This is a genomic window from Pectobacterium carotovorum, assembly GCF_033898505.1.
Lineage (GTDB): Bacteria > Pseudomonadota > Gammaproteobacteria > Enterobacterales > Enterobacteriaceae > Pectobacterium > Pectobacterium carotovorum_J.
Genome location: NZ_JAXAFK010000001.1, coordinates 199,575 through 219,827, shown reverse-complemented (window position 1 = coordinate 219,827; position 20,253 = coordinate 199,575). Strand labels below are relative to the sequence as shown.

Genomic DNA, 20,253 nt, shown 5'->3' with positions numbered 1-20,253 from the left:
GCATCACGTCATAGTATGAACGGTTTATGTTCAACCGTTCATATCCACGAACTATTCATATCAACGAGCTATTTATATCAACAAGATACTCGTCTCAACGAACCATGATACGACATTCCCTGCATACGACCTATTGACGTCACACTACCAGGTTTTGCCAATGTTAAACTGGAATTGTTCCGACTTGTCTCCATCGTACTTTTTAACCGGCTGGGCATAGGAGAAGACCAATGGCCCAAGCGGAGACATCCATTGCAACGCGATACCGCTGGAAACACGGAAGTTGCTCGCTTTGCTGTAATCCGGCACGCCTGCGGCAATCGTTGCTGGTGTATTTTCCCAGTTGGTATCCCATACCGTACCACCATCGACAAAGAAGGAAGTACGGACGGAGCTCGCGTATTTGTCGCTGATAAACGGCGTCGGCACGATCAGTTCCGCACTCAGCACGGCCATCGCGTTACCGCCCACTGCGTCATCCAGATTGGTTGAATCAATCGGGCAGTTGGAATAAGACGTTGCACCCGCAGCACACTTGTAATACGCCGCTTTAGGACCAATGGTGTTGGACTGGAAGCCACGCACCGTGCTGGAACCACCGGCATAGAAATTGTCGTAGAACGGCACTTCTTTACCACCGAGACCATCAGCAAATCCCGCACGCGTACGGCCCATCACGACCCACTTACCACTCTCGGTCAACGGATAGTAGCTCGCCGAATCAAACGTCAGTTTGTAGTATTCGTTATCCGAGCCCGGCACCGTGACTTTCACATTCGCAGACGCACGTGTTCCTTTCGTCGGGAAGTAGCCGCGATCCAGATTGTTATATGACCATCCGGTATTCAGGAAGAAATCGTTCGCTTTGAAGTCAGCGCTAGATTTATTACCTTCCTGAACCACGGATGGATTCACTCCTACGGAATCCAGATAACGCCACATCGCCACCTGCGGTCTCATATCCGACAGATCGTTATGTACATAATCCAGACCGACACGCAGTGAGTTATTCTCGTTAATCGGGAAGCCCAGTGTGCTGCCAACGCCGTAACTCACGTTGGTATAGTCGGACAGATCGGCGTCAGACGCCTCAAATTTGTTATAGAAGATACGGCCACCGAGGCTAACGCCATCGACGGTAAAGTACGGGTCGGTCAGTGACAGTTCGACATACGTCTGGTAGTCGTTTTTCGTCCCGCTGATACCAACGGAGTTACCCGTTCCCAGCCAGTTGTCCTGCTGAACCCCAGCCTGGAAGCTCACGCCACTTTCTGTACCGAAACCGACACCAAAGTTGAAGGTACCCGTATTACGCTCTTTGACTTTATACGTGACATCAACCTGATCGGCCACGCCGGGAACACGCTGCGTTTCTACATCAACGCTTTCAAAGAATCCCAGTCGGTTTAGACGTTCTTTGCCCTGTTCAACCAGATCGTTACCTAACCAGGCACCTTCCATCTGACGCATTTCACGGCGCAGGACAGCGTCTTTAGACGTGTCGTTGCCGTCAAAGCGGATATGACGCACATAGAAACGGTTACCGGCATCAACGTTGATGTTTAATCTCACCGTCTTGTCTGTATCATTAATTTCCGGCTGTGTTACCACGCGCGGATAGGCATAGCCATAACGACCCAGCAGTTTCTTGATGTCCTCTTCCATGCGGGTCACTTTCGTCCCGTTGTAGAGTTCACCCGGTTCAATCTTCGTCAATCCTTCGATTTCCGCAGAGTGACCAGCCAGATTGCCTTTCACCGTCACACCGGACAGCTTGTACTGCTCGCCTTCCGTCATATTGATGGTGATGTAGATGCCTTTTTTATCTGGCGTCAAGCTCACCTGTGTGGAATCGATGTTGAAACGCGCATAGCCGCGATCCAGATAGAAACTCCGGAGGGTTTCCAGATCGCCGGACAGTTTTTGTTTCTGGTATTTGCGATCGCCCACCACGTTCCACCACGGCACTTCATCACGCAGTTGGAAACGGGAGATCAATTCGTCGGAGCTGAACGCTTTGTTACCGACAATATTAATCTGTTGGATCTTGGCGGAAACGCCTTCCGTGAAGACCAGTTTCAGGTCTACACGGTTACGCGGAAGTGGCGTGACAACGGCTTTAACCGATGCACTGTACTTACCCACGCTGTAGTAGAAATCTTCCAGTCCTTTTTCGATGCTGGTGAGCGCGGTGCGGTCCAACGCTTCACCGACGCGCACGCCGGAGGCCTCCAGGTTTTCTTTCAGCATGTCGTCTTTAACGGACTTATTGCCGGAAAACGTGACGCTGGCGATTGTCGGACGCTCTTTCACCTGCACAATCAGCGTTTCGCCGTCGCGCAGGACGCGAACATCTTCAAAATTTCCGGTCGCAAACAAGGCTCGGATGGTGTTACCGATATCATCGTCACCGATGGTATCACCAACGCGGACTGGCATACTAAGTAGTGCCGCCCCGACGGCAACCCTTTGCAGGCCCTCGAAATGAATGTCCTTCACTACGAACCCGTCTGCACCGTATACGGTTGCGCTGCTGAACAGCAGCGACGCTATGAGCAACTTTTTGATCGCCATCGTTGTTATGCGTTTTTCCTAACCTAATCCCGCGCCTAGAGACGAGAGAAATCATTGAAAAGTGCGAGTCCCATTAACAACATCAGCAACACTGTACCAATGCGATAGCTAACGTCCTGCACACGCTCAGAAACCGGCCTGCCCTTCAGCTTTTCAACCGCAAGAAAGAGCAGGTGTCCACCATCCAATACCGGCAGAGGGAACAGATTGATGATCCCCAAATTGACGCTGATTAAGGCCAAAAACATCAGGTAATAAATCAATCCATAATCTGCTGACATTCCTGCGCCCTGAGCAATCGAAATGGGACCGCTCAGGTTGTTCAGCTTAACATCACCCATAACCAGTTTCCCTAACATACTGACGGTCAATTTCATCAGTTGCCAGGTTTTATCTGTTGCCTGGTAGATTGCGCTAAACGGCCCATACTGGCGCACAGTCCTGTATTCTTCAGGCAGTGGCGTCACGCTTGGCATAACGCCCGCCAGCCCTTCAACTCTGCCACTCCCCACAGATTTGCTGTCTGGCGTTAACGCCAACGGTACTGCTGCGCCGTTTCGCTCCACCTCCAGCGCAATAGATTGTCCGGGGTTATCACGCACAGCGATGACGAAATCACGCCATTGCGCTAGCACCTGCCCGTCGACTTTAACGATCCTATCTCCGACTTGCAAACCTGCTTTTTCCGCCGCCGACCCTGCCTGCACCTGATGCAGTACCGGCTCGATTTGCGGACCGCGCGGAATAATCCCGAGCGAAGCGGCAGGATCTTGCTTGTCAGGCTCAAACTGCCAATCGCGTAAATCCAGCGTTTTCTGGACGACACGGTCAGAACCTAACGGTGCGGTTCCGATCACAACCTCGCTATCGCCGATTTTACCGATCAGCGCCAGACGCGCAGTATCCCAATCAGGCGTTTCGATACCATCTACTGACTTTAGTTCCATTCCCGCCGACATTTCCGCTTGCGCCGCGATGGAGTTGGGCAGTATTTCACCCACAACCGGACGCACGCCCGGCACGCCGAGAATAAACACCAGCCAGTACGCCACAATGGCAAACAGGAAATTGGCAATCGGGCCAGCGCTGACGATAGCCGCACGCTGCCAGACCGTTTTACTGTTAAATGATTGGTGGCGGAATTCTGGCGCAACCGTGTCGACGCGCTCATCCAGCATCTTGACGTAGCCGCCAAGCGGGATCAGCGCAATCACGAATTCAGTACCGGTACGATCGCGACGACGCCATATTGCGCGACCAAAGCCAACGGAGAAGCGTTCGACCTTCACACCACAGCGGCGAGCCACCCAGAAATGCCCAAACTCATGGACGGTGACCAACACACCTAGTGCGATGATAAACGCGGCAAGATTCCAGAGAAAACTCAGCATAAATAGCTCTACCGCTTTATTCTAAGCCACTTTAAACAGCAGCAGCATCAGGCAAGAGAATACAGGAACCGCAGCCGTCAGGCTGTCGATACGATCGAGCACGCCACCGTGCCCCGGAATCAAATGGCTACTGTCTTTGATGCCCGCCTCGCGTTTGAACATGCTTTCCGTCAAATCACCCAATACCGAAGCCAACGCAGCAGCGATAGAACAAATCAGCAACGTCGATGGGGCTATCGTTAATGGCGCGTAGAGGCTAAACAGCACGGAGATGAGCGCCGAGGTCGCCAGGCCGCCGAGAAAGCCTTCCCAGGTTTTGCCCGGCGAAACTTTTGGCGCGAGTTTACGCTTACCAAACAGTTTACCGAACATGTAGGCACCGCTGTCCGCGCCCCACACCAGCAACATGACGTACAGCAGCCACCAGGCACCCGTGAACGGATTAATCGCGTAATTATAATGACGAAGCGCGACCATGCCCCAGAAAAACGGCACGATCGTCATGATGCCGAACACCAGCCGCAATGCGCGCGAATGGCGCCAGAATGAGGCAGAAGCGGGATAGAACAGAACCAACAGCAGCGCCACACCCCACCACGCTAGCGATGACCAGAGTGCGATACTGATTTGCGGAATATGGACGGAATAATGGTAGGCCGGGAGTGACAACAGCATCAGCGCCAGCAAGAAACCACACAGGATCGCGAGCCACAGGCGTTGACCATAAGAGGCAAACCCTGCCAACTGACCCCATTCCCATGCCGCCAGCATACAGACAGCCAGCGTAACAAGCGTGAATCCCAGAGGAGGCAGCAAGAACAGCGCCGCAATAACAATCGGGATCAAAATAAAAGCAGTAATCAGGCGATACTTCAGCAAAAGTTCCCCCTAGGATGCATCAGCATCGATAGGTGTTGTTCCCCCGAAGCGGCGCTCGCGTTGTGCAAAAGCATTCAGCGCACCTTCAAAGACTTGTTCATCGAAATCAGGCCAGAGGACATCAGTAAAGTAAAGTTCAGCATAAGCAATTTGCCACAGAAGAAAATTACTGATGCGGTGTTCTCCACCGGTTCTGATCACCAAATCAACCGGAGCCAGATCATTCAGACAGATGTACTGACATAATGATGCTTCATCAATACTATCAGGACGCAGAATGCCTTCCTGCACCTGCTCTGCAAGTTGCCGTACTCCCTGAATAATATCCCAACGGCCGCCATAATTCGCGGCAATATTCAGTGTGAGCCCCTGATTCTTTTCTGTCAGCGTCTCCGAACGGCGAATGCGCTCTTGCAAACGCGGACTGAAGCGGCCGATATCGCCGATGACCCGCAAGCGAACATTGTGCTTGTGCAGGCTTTTTACTTCGCTGTCCAGCGCCCGAACAAACAGTTCCATGAGTGCGGAAACTTCCTGCGCCGGACGGTTCCAGTTTTCACTACTAAATGCGTAAAGCGTTAGTGCGTCCAGCCCTTGGCTTACTGCAAAACTGACTGAACGTCGCACAGCCTTTACACCAGCCTGATGGCCAAAAATCCGCATTTTTCCCCGGCTTTTCGCCCAGCGACCATTGCCATCCATGATAATGGCAACATGTCGCGGTCCGGCGGGTGGCAGATCGTTAGTATTTTTTTGATTATCGGACGGCATAACGCGTACTTATTTCCTCAAGCAAGAAATACAACAGTCCTTCCGTAACATCAGACCCCGTTAGCGCAAAAAAAGCCGTGAACGATCACGGCTTAGCTTCACGGTCAATTAAACAACTTTCGCATAATCAACCACTGAGTGGCGCAGACTATACCACCTCCACCGCACATGAACAAATTGTGCCACGGGTCTATCCGGCTATCGCGCGTAGTGTGTCAGGATCTGTGCTGCGGTCTGTCTGGCCCAGCGATCGATGTTAAGAACATCATCAACGCTGGCAGGCTCTGGTAATGTAAGTTGTTCAATAACATGTCGATTTACCGCCGCAATATCCGTAAAGCGAATCTGCGACTGCAAAAATGCCGCTACCGCAATTTCATTCGCGGCGTTCAATGCCGTCGTGGCCGACTGACCATGATTACAGGCATCAATTGCCAACTGTAAACAAGGATAGCGCGCATAGTCCGGCGCCAAAAATGTCAGCGCGCCAATCTGGCAAAAATCTAACGCTTTTGCGCCCGATGTCACACGCTCAGGATAAGCCATCGCGTGGGCAATCGGCGTACGCATATCAGGCGATCCTAACTGCGCCAGCACGCTGCCATCACGGTAACGAACCATCGAGTGAATCACTGACTGCGGATGAATAATGACTTCCATCTGCTCAGCAGAAGCGTTAAACAGCCAGCGCGCTTCGATATACTCCAGCCCTTTGTTCATCATCGTGGCGGAATCAACCGAAATTTTGCGCCCCATTGACCAGTTTGGATGCGCACACGCCTGATCCGGCGTCATGTCTGCCAGCGCCGACACCGGTGTCTCACGAAACGGTCCGCCGGATCCGGTCAGAATAATACGTTCAACACCGTGCTGCGACAATGAAGCGTAGCCTAACTGACACTGAATTTGCTCAGGTAAACTCTGAAAAATCGCATTATGTTCGCTATCAATCGGTAAAAGCTGCGCGCCACTTTGCGCCACTGCGTCCATAAAGAGACGCCCGCAGGTAACCAGTGATTCTTTATTCGCCAACAAGACCTGTTTTCCGGCATGAATTGCCGCCAGCGTCGGCAATAATCCTGCGGCTCCCACAATCGCGGCCATGACCTGATCGACGCCATCCAATGCAGCAAGGTCACACGCCGCCTGCTCTCCAGCCAAAACCTCGGTTTTGCAGCCGTACTCCGCCAACTGCTGGCGCAGAGCCGTTGCAGAGGCTTCATCAGCCATTGAGGCGTAGGCGGGTTGGAAAGTGAGACACTGCTCCAGCATCAGTTTGACGTTGTACCCAGCGGATAGCGCGCGTACAGCAAACTTATCGGGGTTGGCTTTAATGACGGCCAGCGAACTGACGCCAATAGAGCCAGTGGAACCAAGAATTGTCAGTTGCTTCATTAAAAATGCTCTGAATAACCGGATTTGATGACAGGAAGGTACACGAGTCTGAGACGATTCCCATGATATATCTCTGCTATCGATCACAGTCACGACAGCCGCAGACCTATACATAGCAAAAAATTGTTTACTACCCAGAGGGGCTGGCCTTCACCCATTCCTTGTATAAAAATAAAGCGCCGCCGGAAAAAAGGGCAAGCCCACACGTTCCCTGCGACGCAGTATTCAACAGGCTGATTAGAACTCCATCAGCTCCGCTTCTTTTTCTGCCAGTGCTGTATCTACTTTCTTGATGAAGTTATCAGTCAGTTTCTGCACATCGTCCTGAGCACGGCGTTCTTCATCTTCACTGATCGCTTTATCTTTCAGCAGCGCTTTCAGTTTGTCGTTAGCATCACGGCGCACGTTGCGTACAGAAATACGCCCTTGCTCCGCTTCGCCGCGAACGACTTTGATCAGATCTTTACGGCGTTCTTCCGTCAATGGTGGCAGCGGAACACGGATGACGGTGCCCGCAGAAGACGGATTCAGGCCAAGATCGGAAGCCATGATGGCTTTCTCAACCGCCGGACCGAGCGAACGATCGAATACCGTAATCGCCAGCGTGCGGGAATCTTCTACGACAACGTTAGCAACCTGACGCAGTGGGGTTGCGCTGCCATAGTATTCAACCTGGATGCCATCGAGAATGCTAGGCGATGCACGGCCAGTACGGATTTTGCTGATCTGGTTTTTAAACGCTTCAACACATTTGTCCATGCGCGTTTCAGCATCTTTTCTGATTTCATTAGTCACGTTGTGAACCCTTGAAAACTGGTTGCCTGGCGGACCATGTCAGTACACGATCCGGTGAATAATTAATGCCAGCGCTTGGCTGGCGTATGGCGTAACGCCAAGGAATCTATACCCTAAATAATTCGAGTTGCGTGAAGGCGGCAACCGCATGAATCCCCAGGAGCTTACACAAATAAGTGACTGGGGTGAGTAAGGGAAGCCAACGCACATGCAGCTTGAAGTATAACGGGTATATTACCCTATAATCGGGATTAGCCGTTATTACTGACTAATCAACGTCCCTTCTTTTTCACCCATGACAACGCGACGCAGTGCGCCAGGTTTGTTCATGTTGAAAACACGGATCGGCAAATTATGGTCGCGTGCCAGCGTGAACGCAGCAAGATCCATCACTTTCAGCTCACGTTCCAGCACTTCCTGATAGGTCAGCGAATCATATAACGTTGCTGAGGGATCTTTTACCGGATCGGCAGAATAGACGCCATCGACCTTTGTCGCTTTCAATACGACATCTGCTTCAATCTCAATGCCGCGCAGGCAAGCCGCAGAATCCGTGGTAAAGAAAGGGTTACCTGTACCGGCGGAGAAAATCACCACGCGGTTATTACGCAGCAGGCTAATCGCTTCCGCCCAGCTGTAATTGTCACAGACGCCATTCAGGGGAATGGCGGACATCAGGCGAGCGTTCACATAGGCACGGTGCAACGCATCACGCATTGCCAGACCATTCATAACGGTCGCCAGCATTCCCATGTGGTCGCCCACAACGCGGTTCATACCCGCTTTAGCCAGACCCGCGCCACGAAACAGGTTACCACCGCCGATAACCACACCGACCTGAATGCCTAACTCAACCAGTTCTTTCACTTCCTGAGCCATGCGATCCAGAATGCTCGCATCGATACCAAAACCTTCAGTTCCCTGTAAAGCTTCGCCACTGAGCTTCAGCAGGATTCGTTGATAGACGGGTTTTGCATTGGTTGCCATGGTGTTCTTATCCTACAGGCTGTCGTCGTATTGGGGGGTTGTCAAAATCAAAACTGTTCCACCCGGCCCCTATCTGAGTGCAGGAAGCCAAGCGTACTGAAACTCTTTGGGCTGGATAAAAAGGAACCGCCAACTGGCGGCTCTTTTTTTACTGATTAAGACTGCTTACTCATCGCTGCAACTTCAGCAGCAAAGTCAGTCTCAACTTTCTCAATACCTTCACCCACTTCGAAACGGATGAAGTTAGTCACGTCAGCATTGTGCTCTTTCAGCAGCTGACCAACAGATTTGGCTGGATCCATAACGAAAGGCTGACCAGTCAGAGAAACTTCGCCGGTGAATTTCTTCATACGGCCTTCAACCATTTTCTCTGCGATTTCTTTCGGCTTGCCAGACTGCATCGCGATTTCCAACTGAACCTGGTACTCTTTCTCTACCACTTCAGCAGACACGTCTTCTGGCTTAACGAATTCAGGCTTGCTTGCAGCAACGTGCATAGCCAGGTGTTTAACCAGCTCTTCGTCAGCGCCTTTAGCAGCAACCAGAACACCGATGCGCGCACCGTGTTGGTAGTTACCCAGAACTTCGCCTTCCAGCGCAGAAACGCGGCGAATGTTGATGTTCTCACCGATTTTCGCAACCAGCGCAACACGCTCTTCTTCGAACTGTGCTTTCAGCACGTCAACATCAGTGATTTTGCCTGCAACCGCAGCGTCCAACACTTTGTCAGCAAATGCCTGGAAACCACCATCTTTAGCAACGAAGTCAGTCTGGCAGTTAACTTCCAGGATCACAGCGTAGTTACCGTCGATCTTAGTCTTGATTACGCCGTCAGCAGCAACGTTACCTGCTTTCTTCGCCGCTTTGATTGCGCCGGATTTACGCATGTTTTCGATTGCCAGCTCGATGTCGCCGTTAGCTTCAACCAACGCTTTCTTACATTCCATCATGCCCGCAGCGGTACGCTCACGCAGCTCTTTTACCAGGGATGCGGTAATTTCAGCCATTCTAAAATCCTCGGAAGATTTGTTCTGCCCGGTCATCACGACCAAACAGCTTTAAAAGTGAAAAAGGGGCCATAAAAAGGCCCCTAACCAAACTAGTACTACCTGGTTAATAAGGGCTCAACGAGCCAGACTTATTATTCAGCTTCTACTAAGCCTTCTTCTGCCTGCACAGCCAGATCCTGAGAACGGCCTTCGCGGACAGCAGTAGCAACAGCGCTCAGGTACAGGCTAACTGCACGGATTGCGTCGTCGTTACCAGGGATGATGTAGTCAACGCCATCTGGATCGGAGTTGGTATCAACCACTGCGAATACCGGAATACCCAGGTTGTTAGCTTCTTTGATTGCGATGTGCTCATGATCGGCGTCGATAACGAACAGCGCGTCTGGCAGACCGCCCATATCTTTGATACCGCCCAGGCTGTTTTCCAGCTTGTCCAGTTCACGAGTGCGCATCAGCGCCTCTTTTTTGGTCAGCTTGTCGAACGTGCCGTCTTGAGATTGGGTTTCCAGATCTTTCAAACGTTTGATGGACTGACGAACGGTTTTCCAGTTAGTCAGCATACCGCCCAACCAACGATGGTTCACGAAGAACTGATCGCAGTTGTTGGCTGCATCTTTTACCGCTTCGCTTGCTGCGCGCTTAGTACCAACGAACAGAATTTTGCCTTTGCGAGAAGCAATTTTGCTCAGCTCAGCCAGAGCGTCGTTGAACATTGGTACAGTTTTTTCAAGGTTGATGATGTGAACTTTGTTACGCGCACCGAAGATGAATGGCTTCATTTTCGGGTTCCAGTAACGGGTCTGGTGACCAAAGTGTACGCCAGCCTTGAGCATATCGCGCATGGAAACAGTTGCCATGATTACCTCTATTAATTAAGTATGGGGTTATGCCTCCACATGTCCCATTGCGCCGACCCCATCCGGTGAAACACCTCAGGAGCACCCCGGCGAACGTGCCGACATGTGTGTGTTATTTACACAAAGTGAGTTTAGTCGATGTGGTTGGGTACCGTATAACCGATATCCAGCCGGATCATCGGCGCGCTTTATACCATAAATCCCCCAGCGACACCAACATTTGTTATTCAATCGCCCACGAATCAGAATGATAGTTTGGCAAGCCAGCGGCAGGACTGGTAACATGAGTTATTAGTTATTCATCTTAATTCTCGTGTCTTAAATGACACCTGCGGACGACGACCAATGGCAATTTCAATTAAAACTCCTGAAGACATCGAAAAAATGCGCGTCGCTGGCCGTCTGGCTGCCGAAGTTCTGGAAATCATCGAACCCCACGTGGTGCCGGGCGTGAGCACCGCCGAGCTGGACAGAATCTGTCACGATCACATCACCAACAAGCAGCAGGCCATTTCCGCCAGCCTGGGCTACCATGGGTTCCCAAAATCCGTGTGCATTTCCGTCAATGAAGTGGTGTGCCACGGTATTCCAAGCGACGACAAAATCCTCAAGGATGGCGATATCGTCAATATCGACGTCACCGTGATCAAAGACGGCTTCCACGGCGATACGTCCAAAATGTTCATCGCTGGCAAGCCAACCATTTTGGGCGAGCGCCTCTGTCGCATCACGCAGGAAAGCCTCTATCTGGCGCTGAAAATGGTTAAACCCGGCATTCGCCTGCGTACGTTGGGTAAAGCTATCCAGCAGTTTGCGGAAGGGAATAACTTCTCTGTAGTGCGTGAATATTGTGGTCACGGTATCGGTAAAGGTTTCCACGAAGAGCCGCAGGTTCTGCACTATGATGCCGATGACGGCGGCGTGGTGCTGCAGGCGGGTATGGCATTTACGATCGAGCCAATGCTCAATGCCGGTGATTTCCGTATTCGCACGATGAAAGACGGCTGGACGGTAAAAACCAAAGATCGCAGCTTGTCGGCACAGTACGAGCATACTATTGTGGTAACCGATAACGGCTGCGAAATAATGACGTTGCGAAAGGATGACACCATCCCCAACATCATCACGCATGAACAATAAACACTAAGCCGGCAGATGCCGGCTTTTTTATGGGCTGCGCTATGACAGATAACCGCTTTTCGCCAGACAATACGCCACCCGATGCGTCCTCACCAGACAGCCCGATAGACACCACAGCCCCCGTACAGCTCCCCGCGTCACCGCTGACCTACGCGGATGACATGCTGAATTGCCAGACGCTAAAACAGCAGTTGGAACTGTTTCAGCTTTGGCTCGGTTCAGAATTCCGCGCCGGCGTCAGCGCAGAAAAGTTGATAGATGCCAGAACCTTATTCATCGATCGCCTGTTGCAGCGACTATGGTACTTCTACGGTTTTGAAAATATCGCCCAGACTTCGCTGGTCGCCGTAGGCGGATATGGCCGTGGTGAACTGCACCCGCTTTCTGATATCGACGTGCTGGTCTTAAGCCAGACGGCGCTGAGTGAGGAACATTCCCAGCTCGTCGGCCAATTCATCACCCTGCTGTGGGATCTGAAACTGGAAGTCGGCCATAGCGTCAGAACGCTGGAAGAGTGCCTACAGGAAGGGCGCGCCGATATTTCCGTCGCAACCAATCTGATCGAATCGCGCATGATATGCGGCGACGTCGCCCTGTTTCTCACGCTGCAAAAACACGTATTCAGTGACGAATTTTGGCCGTCATCCACGTTTTTTCCGGCAAAAATCGCCGAACAGCAGGAGCGGCATCAACGCTATCACAGCACCAGCTACAATCTGGAGCCGGATATCAAGAGCAGTCCGGGCGGGCTACGCGATATTCACACGCTGCTGTGGGTCGCGAGACGCCATTTCGGCGCCACCTCGCTGAATGAAATGGTGGGTTTCGGCTTCCTGACAGAGGCCGAACGTAAAGAGCTGAACGAGTGCCAAAGCTTTTTGTGGCGCATCCGCTTCGCTCTGCATCTGATCCTGCCGCGTTACGACAACCGACTGCTGTTCGACAGGCAGCTTAACGTCGCACAGCTGTTGCAATATCAGGGCGAAGGCAACACGCCAGTAGAGCGCATGATGAAGGATTTCTACCGCATGACGCGCCGCGTCAGCGAGTTGAACCAGATGCTGTTGCAGCTCTTTGACGAAGCGATTCTGGCACTGGATGCGAGTGAGAAACCTCGTCCGATTGACGATGAATTCCAGCTACGCGGTAATCTGGTAGACCTGCGCGATGAAAACCTGTTTATCAAAAAACCGGAAGCCATCATGCGCATGTTCTACCTGATGGTGCGTAACCGCGACATCAGCGGTATCTACTCCACCACCTTGCGCCAGTTGCGCCATGCACGTCGTCACCTCGCCAGCCCGCTTTGCACCATCCCGGAAGCGCGCCAGCTATTCATGAATATTCTGCGCCACCCGCATGCGGTAAGCCGTGCGTTGCTGCCAATGCATCGCCACAGCGTGCTGTGGGCGTATATGCCGCTGTGGGGAAACATTGTCGGTCAAATGCAATTCGATCTGTTCCATGCCTATACGGTGGATGAGCACACCATTCGCGTCTTGCTCAAGCTGGAAAGCTTCGCGGACGAGGAGACGCGGCCACAGCATCCGCTGTGCGTAGAACTCTACCCTCGCCTGCCTCAGCCCGAATTATTGCTGCTTGCCGCCTTGTTCCACGATATTGCAAAAGGCCGCGGCGGCGATCACTCTGAACTGGGTGCGCAGGACGTGCTGGAATTTGCCGCGCTACACGGGCTGAACTCACGCGAAGCACAACTGGTTTCCTGGCTGGTGCGCTGCCACCTGCTGATGTCCGTCACCGCTCAGCGTCGCGATATTCAGGATCCCACCGTCATTCAGCAATTTGCCACCGAAGTGCAAAGCGAAACCCGCCTGCGCTATCTGGTCAGCCTGACGGTTGCGGATATCTGCGCCACCAATGAAACGCTGTGGAATAGCTGGAAGCAAAGCCTGTTGCGTGAACTCTATTTCGCGACGGAGAAACAGCTGCGCCGCGGCATGCAAAATACGCCAGATTTACGCGAGCGCGTCCGACACCACCGCTTGCAGGCGCTAGCATTGCTGCGTATGGATAACATTGATGAAGAAGCGTTGCACCACATCTGGAGCCGCTGTCGAGCTGATTATTTCCTACGTCACTCGCCAAACCAGCTTGCCTGGCACGCGCGTCACTTGCTGGAGCATGATGTCAACAAACCGCTGGTGCTGATCAGCCATCAAGCCAGCCGCGGCGGTACAGAGATCTTTATCTGGAGCCCAGATCGACCCTATCTTTTCGCGGCGGTCGCCGGCGAGTTAGATCGACGTAACCTCAGCGTGCACGACGCGCAGATTTTTACCAGCCGCGACGGCATGGCGATGGATACGTTCATCGTGCTGGAACCTGACGGCAGCCCGCTAGCGCAGGATCGGCATGAAATGATACGTCACGCGCTGGAACAAGCGCTGACACAGCGGCATTATCAGCACCCGCGCGTACGCCGACCATCGCCTAAGCTGCGCCACTTCAGCGTGCCAACGGAAGTCAACTTCCTGCCGACACATACGGACAGACGCAGCTATATGGAGCTTAGCGCGCTCGATCAGCCGGGGCTGTTGGCACGTATCGGTGAGATTTTTGCCGATCTCAACTTGTCGCTGCACGGCGCACGCATTTCCACCATCGGCGAACGGGTAGAGGATCTTTTCATTCTGGCCGACAGCGACAGACGGGCATTAAAGCCGGATTTACGCCTTAAATTGCAAGAACGGTTGACAGAAGCCCTTAACCCAAACGATAAAGTACCATTGAGTTAATTTTTACAATCAGGAAAGAGAAATCAGGATGCACCAACAACTACAGAACATCATTGAGACGGCTTTCGAGCGCCGCGCTGAAATCACTCCAGCAAATGCAGACACCGTCACGCGTGAAGCCGTCAATCAGGCTATTAGCCTGCTGGATAGCGGCGCCCTCCGCGTTGCAGAGAAAATCGACGGCCAGTGGGTTACCCATCAGTGGCTGAAGAAAGCCGTGCTGCTCTCTTTCCGCATTAACGACAACCAGGTGATGGAAGGCTCGGAAACGCGTTATTACGACAAAGTGCCGATGAAGTTTGCAAACTATGACGAAGCCCGCTTCCAGCGCGAAGGGTTCCGTGTCGTGCCGCCAGCAAGCGTACGTCAGGGTGCGTTTATTGCACGTAATACCGTACTGATGCCGTCTTATGTCAACATCGGCGCTTACGTTGATGAAGGCACGATGGTGGATACCTGGGCAACCGTCGGTTCTTGTGCTCAGATCGGTAAAAATGTTCACCTGTCCGGCGGCGTAGGCATCGGCGGTGTTCTGGAGCCGCTGCAGGCGAACCCGACCATCATCGAAGACAACTGCTTCATCGGCGCGCGTTCTGAAGTGGTGGAAGGCGTGATCGTGGAAGAAGGCTCCGTTATCTCCATGGGCGTGTTCATCGGCCAAAGCACCCGTATTTACGATCGTGAAACTGGCGAAGTCCACTATGGTCGCGTACCAGCTGGCTCCGTTGTGGTTTCCGGCAACCTGCCGTCCAAAGATGGCAGCTACAGCCTGTACTGTGCCGTTATTGTGAAGAAAGTGGATGCGAAAACCCGCGGTAAAGTGGGTATCAATGAGTTATTACGCACCATCGACTAAACTAGAAACGGCGGGTTAATCACCCGCCGTTTTTTTATGTACGAACGATAAGTTATTTATATGTTCCCTAAATACTTCGGTATGGCGGGTATAAACAGCGTGGTTCTCGCTGGCATGATAATCAGGACTCTATAGAAACCGAGAAGGTGACGCTATGTATGACAATCTAAAAAGCCTGGGCATTACCAATCCCGATGATATCGATCGCTACAGCCTGCGTCAGGAAGCGAACAACGACATCCTGAAGATCTATTTCCGTAAAGATAAGGGCGAATTTTTCGCTAAAAGCGTGAAGTTCAAATACCCACGCCAGCGTAAGACCATCGTGGCCGACAACACAGGACAGGGCTATAAAGAGATCAACGAGATCAGCCCAAATCTGCGCTATGTGATTGATGAGTTAGACAAGATCTGCCAGCAGGAACAGGTTGAAGTCGATCTGAAACGCAAAATCCTCGACGATCTGCGTCATTTGGAAAGCGTCGTTTCCAACAAGATTACCGAAATCGAAGCGGATTTAGAGAAGCTGACCAAGAATCGCTAAACACGATCGTCGCTAACAGGCCGCAACGAAAACGGGAGCACGACTGGCTCCCGTTTCTCATTTCAATACGGCATTACTGCGCATCAACCAGGTCAGCCCATCCTTCAACCCACGGGCATGAAATCACTTCCGGTTCAGGATGTTCGACGGCATCAATGTCCAAAACATCTCCCAGACGCTTAGCACCGATTTCCTGCAATAGTGCATCGAAAAGATGCCCACCCGCGCAGAAATTCGGGTAACTGCTGTCACCCAACGCGATCACGCCATAGCGCAGCGCAGGCTGGTAACCGCCTTTATCACGCAGTGCGGCGTAAAGTGGAACGATAGAATCAGGTAGTTGGCCTTGTCCCGTCGTCGACGTTACAACTAAAACCGTCTGCTCGCGATAGTCCAGCCAGGATTCCAGCGTCGCATCTTCAAAGACCTTAACCTCATGGCCACGCTCCCTGAGGATATTTTCGGCTTCTTCGGCCACCAGCAATGCATTCCCGTAGACCGTACCAACAAAAATACCAATCTGCGCCATGCTTCTGACTCCCTTTTGAATTCGATGTGTTTGATATAAAAGCTATACAAAAGCTATATAAAAGTAATGCGGCAGATATTACCCAACGAAATGCTCGCTATCCTGACCTGAGTCGGCAGGAAACTCAACCCCTTCAAACTCAGGGAGAATCCCCTGCCAGCCAAATTGAGTCATCACGCCCTGCCACGGCGCATCCCAGCGAGCCTGCAACGTCAATGGCTGCCCGCTCACTGGATGATTAAGCTGTAGCTCGCTGGCATGCAGCATAAGTCTACCGCAGGAAAAATGTGTCTCCATGCCACGATTGTGTCGCAGGTCGCCGTGCGCGGTATCGCCGATGATCGGATGACGGAGGTGTGACATATGGCGGCGGAGCTGATGCTTACGACCGGTCTGCGGTTTCAGCTCCATCAGGCTGTAGCGTGCTGTTGGGTAACGGCCAATGGCAACCGGCATTTCGACCTGCGCCAAAGAACGATAATGCGTGACGGCAGGCTGCGGTGCTTTATCAGGATTCGTAAACTTGTCGGCGATCTTGTCCAGTTCTTCGGTGAGCGCATAGTCAATCACGCCATCATCCAGCACATAGCCCCGCACCACGGCATGATACATTTTCTGCATCTGGTGTGATTCAAACTGCTGGGATAACGCACGCGCCACCTCGCTGGACAGCGCGAGCAACAACACGCCGGATGTCGGCCTGTCGAGACGATGAACGGTATACACGTGCTGGCCGATCTGATCGCGCACGGTCTGCATCACCACGACCTTTTCTTTGCGATCCAGCCAGCTACGGTGGACTAACCAGCCGCTGGGTTTATTAACGGCGACCAGATGCTCATCCTGATAAATAATCTCAAGCATCGCGTACTGCGCCATCCTGTGCATCCGGGCGGAACAGTTCATCAAGCAGCCCGATACGCAACAGGATCGCCGCCGTCTCTTCTGGCGTACCTTCCAGCGCTTCTTCAAAATAGGGAAGCAAAGCCAGCTCAGCGGGCAACGCTAATTCGCTATCCAACAAAGCATGCATGCGCGGCAAAAAGACCCACTGCAACCACTCTTCGGGTTTCATGGTATCCAGGCTGAAAGGCTCAGTGCTGTTAAACGCCTCGTCTTCTGGCGGAACAACCTGCCAGAAAGGACTTTCTCTCAATGCGCGCTCAATATCGAATAATGACTGACGAACCTGGTTCTCTCTACTCATGCGGTTTCTCGCCCTTGAAGCCAACAGTAATGGCGGCAAAGCATAGCATTGATATCAGCCTGACCCAATCGCCACATGTTGACCACAGGCTATCGGCGACAGCCTCAGTTCCCCATGCTACAGGCAAAAAAGTGGGGGTACTGATTGCTCAGTACCCCCGGTTCGTTTTATAGCTATCCCGCTACACATTTGCATCCCTGCTCATCCATGAAAACTTTTCCTTTTTGGTCTCCCTGACCCACAATCCTTGCTGGCGTCCTACTTTCTTCCTGACGTTTCCATCCTGTATCTTCCGTGACTAAATCCCTTTAGGCTCCTGCCCCACCGATATTCCTAATCGGCTCTCGGTCTCCTTCCTGGAGGTGTCCCTGATTTCATCCTGAAACCGTGTTTCTTCCTGAAAACTGCGCTTCTTCCTGAAACTCGTGTTTCTTCCTAAAACAATGTTTATCCCTAAAACAGTGTTTCATCCTGAAACTGTGTCTCTTCCTGAAACAACGTTTCGTCCTGAAAACAACCCGAGTGCAGTAACGCTATTTTGTTACCGATAGTCACCATTACACACACTGTAACCGGTTACTAACTTAAGTAATAAGATGTATTAATTGTCAGCTTTCAGCAAGGGGTAAGTGACAATGTTTCTCAACATCCCTTAAGCGATACGGTAATTTTTTATTGTAATTTGCTAATTAATAATGGAAAAATAAAAATGAAACATATTTTCAACATTAAAGATAAGACATTTCTTACAGCAAATGTAAGAGATCTCTCACAAAGCCGAAAGTGAAATTCGATTAACCATTAGACCGCTAACGGGTTCAGGTTAGAAAGAAACGCTGTCAGCGTCGGCGCTAAGATCTGACGCTTTTTCGTACCGAACTCTTCCAGGATGATTTCACCAGAAATATTACACAACGACACCATTGTCATCTCAGAATCAGTCGTTGCTAAAAACAGCGTTGGCGTCAGCTTAAGGCGTTTCTGCGTTAACAAATGACCAATCAGATTCTCCTGCATGCGGGTGAAATCTTCTTCACTCCACACCTGCAACAGTTGACAGGAGAGCGAATCAAACTGCGCCGCCATATCCCCGGCATACTGCGCGGTGTAAAAAGCATGAACATCAGGATGCAGGCTGATTTCCAGTGCACGTTCCACGCCATCCAATGCGGCTGAAGGAGCAAAAGGCTGTGGCGACCAGTAAACCGTATCCTCATGATTTTCGACAATACATGGGGAAGATATGCCGTAAAGGGCTTCACTGGCGGGCAAATGCCCCTTCTCCTGCTGCCAGCAGTCAACATAGCGCTGGGTAAACGCCGCCAGTGCCGAAACGACCTCATGCTCCATAATTTTTCTCATCACTCTTTTAGTCAGGTTACACTATTCGCCATCACGCTTATCACATCAAGGTAACAGCATGTCCGTTTATGACAAGCATCAGGCCCTGAGCGGGCTGACACTGGGCAAACCCACCCCCTATCACGATCGCTATGATGCCGCACTTCTGCAACCGGTGCCACGTAGCCTGAACCGCGATCCACTGGGCATTTATCCTGACAGCCTGCCTTTTCATGGCGCGGATATCTGGACGCTCTACGAGCTTTCCTGGCTGAACAACCGCGGCGTACCTCAGGTGGCCGTCGGTGAAATGCATCTCAATGCGGAAAGCCTGAATCTGATTGAATCAAAAAGTTTCAAGCTGTACCTGAACAGCTTTAATCAGACGACATTCGACAGTTGGGAAAGCGTACGCGCAACGTTAGCCAAGGATCTGGCGCACTGCGCTCAGGGGGACGTCAGCATCACGCTTTTCAAACTCAGCGAGCTTGAAGGCCAGCCGATAGCAGGATTCATAGGCGAATGCATCGACGATCAAGACATTCAGATCGACAGCTACGACTTCAGCGCCGACTATCTGGCGACAAACGAACAGGACGCGCCTGTCGTTGAGGAAACACTGGTCAGCCACCTGCTGAAATCCAACTGTTTGATCACCCATCAGCCCGACTGGGGCTCTGTACAGATCCACTATCGCGGCAAACGCATTAACCGTGAAGCGCTGCTGCGCTACATTGTCTCATTTCGACATCATAACGAATTTCATGAACAGTGTGTGGAACGAATTTTTAACGACATCACGCGCTACTACCAGCCGGAAAAACTCAGCGTTTACGCCCGCTATACCCGCCGCGGCGGGCTGGACATCAATCCGTGGCGCAGTAACTATCCGTTTAACGCGCCAACTGGACGCCTGCCGCGCCAGTAATCGACCGATAAGTTACGGGTTTGCACGGTAATATGCGTAGCGTCACGCAAGTTAGGGGAGAGACTGCCGCCAACATTGGAAAAAATGATGACAGCGCGTTAAGGTGGTGTGCCAGACAACAAAAGATCCATAACGTCTGAACGGTGCTCAAGTAGGTTTCATTTAGGCTCGCGGTATTTAACGTATGACGTTCCGCGTCGCGTCTTAAATGGATGACATTCGTGCCATGTTGCTGAAACGTCGAGCGTGTAGCAACGGAACGTGCTCTCGGCAGCCAGCATGGCATCGCGAAT

At 51.9% G+C, this 20,253-nt stretch carries 18 protein-coding genes; 5 read left to right on the top strand and 13 right to left on the bottom strand.

Annotated features, from left to right (window positions below; all coding sequences use genetic code 11):
* Positions 1-144: 144 nt before the first annotated feature.
* The 9 genes from bamA to rpsB all read right to left on the bottom strand — a co-directional run bounded on the left by bamA (position 145) and on the right by rpsB (position 10,659).
* Positions 145-2,574 (bottom strand): outer membrane protein assembly factor BamA, encoded by a 2,430-nt coding sequence (gene bamA, locus R9X49_RS00925; protein WP_319846850.1) that lies wholly within the window; start codon positions 2,572-2,574, stop codon positions 145-147.
* Between the two features lie 35 nt (positions 2,575-2,609).
* Entirely contained in the window at positions 2,610-3,965 is a 1,356-nt protein-coding gene (rseP, locus tag R9X49_RS00920; protein WP_319846849.1) for a sigma E protease regulator RseP, read from the bottom strand.
* 21 nt (positions 3,966-3,986) lie between these two features.
* The gene (gene cdsA, locus R9X49_RS00915; protein WP_319846848.1) at positions 3,987-4,844 is read right to left on the bottom strand and encodes a phosphatidate cytidylyltransferase; all 858 of its coding nucleotides are present in this window, start codon (positions 4,842-4,844) and stop codon (positions 3,987-3,989) included.
* A 9-nt stretch (positions 4,845-4,853) separates the two neighbouring features.
* Positions 4,854-5,615: a (2E,6E)-farnesyl-diphosphate-specific ditrans,polycis-undecaprenyl-diphosphate synthase gene (gene ispU / locus R9X49_RS00910; protein WP_319846847.1), complete on the bottom strand. Its 762-nt coding sequence runs from the start codon at positions 5,613-5,615 to the stop codon at positions 4,854-4,856.
* Positions 5,616-5,813: 198 nt separating this feature from the next.
* On the bottom strand, positions 5,814-7,010 hold the full coding sequence (gene ispC / locus R9X49_RS00905) for a 1-deoxy-D-xylulose-5-phosphate reductoisomerase (protein ID WP_319846846.1): 1,197 nt from the start codon (positions 7,008-7,010) through the stop codon (positions 5,814-5,816).
* A gap of 237 nt (positions 7,011-7,247) precedes the next feature.
* Positions 7,248-7,805, bottom strand: coding sequence for a ribosome recycling factor (gene frr, locus R9X49_RS00900; RefSeq protein WP_319846845.1), 558 nt, complete (start codon positions 7,803-7,805; stop codon positions 7,248-7,250).
* A gap of 261 nt (positions 7,806-8,066) precedes the next feature.
* Positions 8,067-8,792 carry a UMP kinase gene (gene pyrH / locus R9X49_RS00895; RefSeq protein ID WP_012773631.1) on the bottom strand — a complete coding sequence of 242 codons (726 nt, stop codon included), beginning with the start codon at positions 8,790-8,792 and terminating at the stop codon, positions 8,067-8,069.
* Positions 8,793-8,947: 155 nt separating this feature from the next.
* Positions 8,948-9,799 (bottom strand): translation elongation factor Ts, encoded by an 852-nt coding sequence (gene tsf, locus R9X49_RS00890; RefSeq protein ID WP_010296401.1) that lies wholly within the window; start codon positions 9,797-9,799, stop codon positions 8,948-8,950.
* Between the two features lie 134 nt (positions 9,800-9,933).
* Positions 9,934-10,659, bottom strand: coding sequence for a 30S ribosomal protein S2 (gene rpsB / locus R9X49_RS00885; protein WP_010284816.1), 726 nt, complete (start codon positions 10,657-10,659; stop codon positions 9,934-9,936).
* 345 nt (positions 10,660-11,004) lie between these two features.
* Here rpsB and map point away from each other — a divergent pair, with 345 nt between their 5' ends.
* The 4 genes from map to R9X49_RS00865 all read left to right on the top strand — a co-directional run bounded on the left by map (position 11,005) and on the right by R9X49_RS00865 (position 15,955).
* Positions 11,005-11,799: a type I methionyl aminopeptidase gene (gene map / locus R9X49_RS00880; protein WP_319846843.1), complete on the top strand. Its 795-nt coding sequence runs from the start codon at positions 11,005-11,007 to the stop codon at positions 11,797-11,799.
* Positions 11,800-11,840: 41 nt separating this feature from the next.
* Positions 11,841-14,555, top strand: coding sequence for a bifunctional uridylyltransferase/uridylyl-removing protein GlnD (gene glnD, locus R9X49_RS00875; RefSeq protein WP_319846842.1), 2,715 nt, complete (start codon positions 11,841-11,843; stop codon positions 14,553-14,555).
* A 28-nt stretch (positions 14,556-14,583) separates the two neighbouring features.
* Positions 14,584-15,411 (top strand): 2,3,4,5-tetrahydropyridine-2,6-dicarboxylate N-succinyltransferase, encoded by an 828-nt coding sequence (dapD, locus tag R9X49_RS00870; RefSeq protein ID WP_319846840.1) that lies wholly within the window; start codon positions 14,584-14,586, stop codon positions 15,409-15,411.
* 154 nt (positions 15,412-15,565) lie between these two features.
* Positions 15,566-15,955, top strand: coding sequence for a DUF3461 family protein (locus tag R9X49_RS00865; RefSeq protein ID WP_180742176.1), 390 nt, complete (start codon positions 15,566-15,568; stop codon positions 15,953-15,955).
* A gap of 73 nt (positions 15,956-16,028) precedes the next feature.
* On the opposite strand, the gene R9X49_RS00860 is transcribed toward R9X49_RS00865, so the two are convergent.
* From R9X49_RS00860 to syd, 4 genes are all read right to left on the bottom strand, one after another.
* Positions 16,029-16,484, bottom strand: a complete 456-nt coding sequence (locus R9X49_RS00860; RefSeq protein ID WP_012773626.1) for a flavodoxin — start codon at positions 16,482-16,484, stop codon at positions 16,029-16,031.
* Positions 16,485-16,562: 78 nt separating this feature from the next.
* A complete protein-coding gene (gene truC, locus R9X49_RS00855) occupies positions 16,563-17,348 on the bottom strand; it encodes a tRNA pseudouridine(65) synthase TruC (RefSeq protein WP_225088102.1) in 786 nt (261 codons plus the stop codon).
* Positions 17,341-17,691 (bottom strand): YqcC family protein, encoded by a 351-nt coding sequence (locus R9X49_RS00850; RefSeq protein WP_319846839.1) that lies wholly within the window; start codon positions 17,689-17,691, stop codon positions 17,341-17,343. Before R9X49_RS00850 ends, truC begins: the two co-directional genes overlap by 8 nt.
* A gap of 801 nt (positions 17,692-18,492) precedes the next feature.
* Positions 18,493-19,041 carry a SecY-interacting protein gene (syd, locus tag R9X49_RS00845; protein ID WP_319846838.1) on the bottom strand — a complete coding sequence of 183 codons (549 nt, stop codon included), beginning with the start codon at positions 19,039-19,041 and terminating at the stop codon, positions 18,493-18,495.
* 70 nt (positions 19,042-19,111) lie between these two features.
* Here syd and queF point away from each other — a divergent pair, with 70 nt between their 5' ends.
* Entirely contained in the window at positions 19,112-19,960 is an 849-nt protein-coding gene (gene queF, locus R9X49_RS00840; RefSeq protein WP_319846837.1) for an NADPH-dependent 7-cyano-7-deazaguanine reductase QueF, read from the top strand.
* The last annotated feature ends 293 nt before the right edge of the window (positions 19,961-20,253 follow it).

Excerpts from the sequence above, each read along its gene's own strand:
- rpsB (WP_010284816.1), bottom strand. The coding sequence starts at position 10,659 with ATGGCAACTGTTTCCATGCGCGATATGCTCAAGGCTGGCGTACACTTT.
- ispC (WP_319846846.1), bottom strand. The coding sequence starts at position 7,010 with ATGAAGCAACTGACAATTCTTGGTTCCACTGGCTCTATTGGCGTCAGT.
- truC (WP_225088102.1), bottom strand. The coding sequence starts at position 17,348 with ATGCTTGAGATTATTTATCAGGATGAGCATCTGGTCGCCGTTAATAAA.
- R9X49_RS00865 (WP_180742176.1), top strand. The coding sequence starts at position 15,566 with ATGTATGACAATCTAAAAAGCCTGGGCATTACCAATCCCGATGATATC.
- queF (WP_319846837.1), top strand. The coding sequence starts at position 19,112 with ATGTCCGTTTATGACAAGCATCAGGCCCTGAGCGGGCTGACACTGGGC.
- rseP (WP_319846849.1), bottom strand. The coding sequence starts at position 3,965 with ATGCTGAGTTTTCTCTGGAATCTTGCCGCGTTTATCATCGCACTAGGT.
- R9X49_RS00860 (WP_012773626.1), bottom strand. The coding sequence starts at position 16,484 with ATGGCGCAGATTGGTATTTTTGTTGGTACGGTCTACGGGAATGCATTG.
- R9X49_RS00850 (WP_319846839.1), bottom strand. The coding sequence starts at position 17,691 with ATGAGTAGAGAGAACCAGGTTCGTCAGTCATTATTCGATATTGAGCGC.
- bamA (WP_319846850.1), bottom strand. The coding sequence starts at position 2,574 with ATGGCGATCAAAAAGTTGCTCATAGCGTCGCTGCTGTTCAGCAGCGCA.
- pyrH (WP_012773631.1), bottom strand. The coding sequence starts at position 8,792 with ATGGCAACCAATGCAAAACCCGTCTATCAACGAATCCTGCTGAAGCTC.
- syd (WP_319846838.1), bottom strand. The coding sequence starts at position 19,041 with ATGGAGCATGAGGTCGTTTCGGCACTGGCGGCGTTTACCCAGCGCTAT.
- dapD (WP_319846840.1), top strand. The coding sequence starts at position 14,584 with ATGCACCAACAACTACAGAACATCATTGAGACGGCTTTCGAGCGCCGC.
- map (WP_319846843.1), top strand. The coding sequence starts at position 11,005 with ATGGCAATTTCAATTAAAACTCCTGAAGACATCGAAAAAATGCGCGTC.
- ispU (WP_319846847.1), bottom strand. The coding sequence starts at position 5,615 with ATGCCGTCCGATAATCAAAAAAATACTAACGATCTGCCACCCGCCGGA.
- tsf (WP_010296401.1), bottom strand. The coding sequence starts at position 9,799 with ATGGCTGAAATTACCGCATCCCTGGTAAAAGAGCTGCGTGAGCGTACC.
- glnD (WP_319846842.1), top strand. The coding sequence starts at position 11,841 with ATGACAGATAACCGCTTTTCGCCAGACAATACGCCACCCGATGCGTCC.